Annotated in this window: 2 protein-coding genes; both read right to left on the bottom strand. The window is 34.4% G+C overall.

All coding sequences use genetic code 11. From position 1 onward, the window contains the following. Positions 1 to 8: 8 nt before the first annotated feature. Positions 9 to 404 carry an HNH endonuclease gene (locus CLLU_RS18260; protein WP_106011181.1) on the bottom strand — a complete coding sequence of 132 codons (396 nt, stop codon included), beginning with the start codon at positions 402 to 404 and terminating at the stop codon, positions 9 to 11. Positions 405 to 680: 276 nt separating this feature from the next. Then, complete coding sequence (locus CLLU_RS18255) at positions 681 to 2,681, bottom strand: fructose-1,6-bisphosphatase (protein ID WP_106011182.1); 2,001 nt, start codon at positions 2,679 to 2,681, stop codon at positions 681 to 683. Between the last annotated feature and the right edge of the window lie 39 nt (positions 2,682 to 2,720).

Genomic DNA, 2,720 nt, shown 5'->3' with positions numbered 1-2,720 from the left:
AACTAATATTAGAAGTTTGCTATAAAATCATAATATTCTTCCATCATATATTCTGTGTATGTCTTTCTGCCCATGAGTCTGTATATAACATCAAAACTTCTATATCCTTCTTTGTATAACCTGCAGTCTTTTAAAAGTTTTTTTAACATACCCTTATTTATTTGAAGGAGTGTAACCAAGCTATCCAACGTGTAAAACTCTTTACAAAGCAATTTTTCAAGATTCTGCTGCATCTCCAGTTTATACTTCAAGTCCAATTTTCTATTTTTATGAGGTCCGTATTCTCCCCTGTGATGTTCTGGACACAAATATTTAAAATTCAAGGGGAAATCTACCCCTCCCTGACTCCTATAAACTATATGATGCTTATCCGCTGGCTTACCACATATTTGGCATTTTAACAATTTCTTCCCTCCCAATTTTTATAATGGATATTATCATAATTTATATTAACATTATAACACAGGTTGTACTGTATTTCACTTATAAAAATTTGTGAATTATTAAAATTATTTCTTTTTATAGAACTTCTACATTAACAATAAAAATCCTCTAATAAAAATTCATTTTTAAAAATGAATTTATAAATTATGCAATTACATGTGTTATGATTAAAAAATCAGCTGCTTTTATAGAACATAAAAGCAGCTATTGATTGATTTTGTGTTTGTCTTTAAAATTCACTCCACCTGATCATTATATTCCTTGATAAGTCCCTTCCTATAGGCTATTAAAAGTTTCTCCAGATCCGCTATCTGCTTTTTCAGTTCTGTTCCTATATCTGTATCTGCAACCCTCTTTCTTTTAGCTACATGCTCCAAAATCACAGTAGAGGATATAATGTCCTTGTCCTCCTCTATAGCATTTTTTATAGCCGAAAAAGGTTCATGGGAAGTAAGCAGCAATCCATAGGAATTATATATAAGTGTATATCCTGCAATACCAGTTTCCGGCTGATATGCCTTACAGAAGCCGCCATCTATTACAAGCAGCCTTCCATTGGCCTTTATAGGGCTTTCTCCCTCCTTGGTCTTAACTGGAATATGGCCGTTTATAATATGTGAGCTGTCTGGATCTAGATTAAATTCCGACAATATATTTTTACATACCTGCTCATTGTCCCTATATTGATAGTAATAATTTTTAGGTTCACAATGTGCCTCTTTATCATCAATAAAATATCTCTCAAAAGTGGTCATCCTTATTTTTCCAAACATAGGTGAGTCCTCACCGCACCACATATACCACATCATATCCATTGCATATTTCTTGGCGGCACTGTTGGGTTTGAAAAAATATGCATCTCTGGCTATGCGATCATATCTGTCCAGAAGTTCTTTTCCTCTGTAGCTTATTTTTCCTATTTTGACTTCTCTGAGACTTCCATCCTTATTGAGGGGAACACAGCCATGATAGAGAAGATTGGAGTTATAAATAAGATACATACTGCCTTTTCCATATAAAAACTTAATATGTCTTTGAAGTTTTTCACTGTTTACAAAAGAATCCGTCAGCTTTTCAATAATTTCCTGCTCCCTGTCTGTCAGCTTGTAAGGATCATTCCAATCCACGGTGGGAAAACTGGTATCATTTAATTTATAAGTGTGGCCATAAACAGTTATCTCCCATTTTTCCCTGTCTATCTTGTCTAATAACAATCTATCTTCCATTTTGAACTCGGGATGCCTCTTTATTATCTGTCCTTCTATCTTAAACTGCATTATGGCAATGGCCTTGTGCATTTTTGCCAGAAGCTGCAGTTCATTTTTATTTATCTTCTTCTCTAAAGCCCTTGGAGTAAAACTCTTACAAGGATCCTCATGATAAAATTCAAGAGCAAAGGTTGCAAGCGGAAGCAAATTTATTCCATAACCATCCTCTACAGTTTTTAGATTGGCATATCTGAGAGATATCCTTAGTACGTTTGCCACACAGGATTTGCAGCCGGAAGCTGCTCCCATCCAGAGCATATCATGATTTCCCCATTGAATATCCACAGAATGATGATTCATAAGAGCATCCATTATTATTTCGGCTCCCGGCCCCCTGTCATATATATCTCCTATAATGTGCAGTCTATCCACTACCAGCCTCTGTATTACATTGGATATTGCTATGATAAAATCTGGAGCACGATTGATATCTATAATAGTCTTTATTATTCCATTATAGTAAGCTTGTTTGTCCACTCTATCATCCTGTTCATGGAGAAGTTCTTCTATTATATATGAAAAATCCTCAGGCAAAGCCTTTCTTACTTTTGAACGGGTATACTTTGAAGATACATTTTTGCACAATTCAATCAATTGATACAAAGTTATTCTATACCAGTCCTGAAGGTTGCTCTCTTTTTCTTTAATAAGCTCCAGCTTTTTCTCCGGATAGTATACTACCGTAGCCAATGCCGATTTTTGTTCCTCACTCAATGAATTCCCGAATACATCATCTATTTTTCTCTTTATCACTCCTGAGGCATTTCTAAGCATATGGGTGAAGGACTCATATTCTCCGTGAATATCGCTTATAAAATGTTCTGTAGCCTTAGGCAAGTTTAATATGGCTTCAAGGTTTATAATTTCCGTGCTTGCGCTGGAAATTGTGGGGTATTCCCTGGATAATAATTGAAGATATCTCAAATCTTTTTCTATTATATCTAAATTGTTTTCATCATAGAAAATCATATTTACTTTCTCCTTCTTAAATATTATAGATATAAAAAT

Origin of the sequence: Clostridium luticellarii (assembly GCF_002995845.1) — a bacterium.
GTDB classification, from domain to species: Bacteria; Bacillota; Clostridia; order Clostridiales; family Clostridiaceae; genus Clostridium_B; species Clostridium_B luticellarii.
Note: the sequence above shows the minus strand (reverse complement) of the source record. Positions and strands in the feature narration are given on the sequence as shown.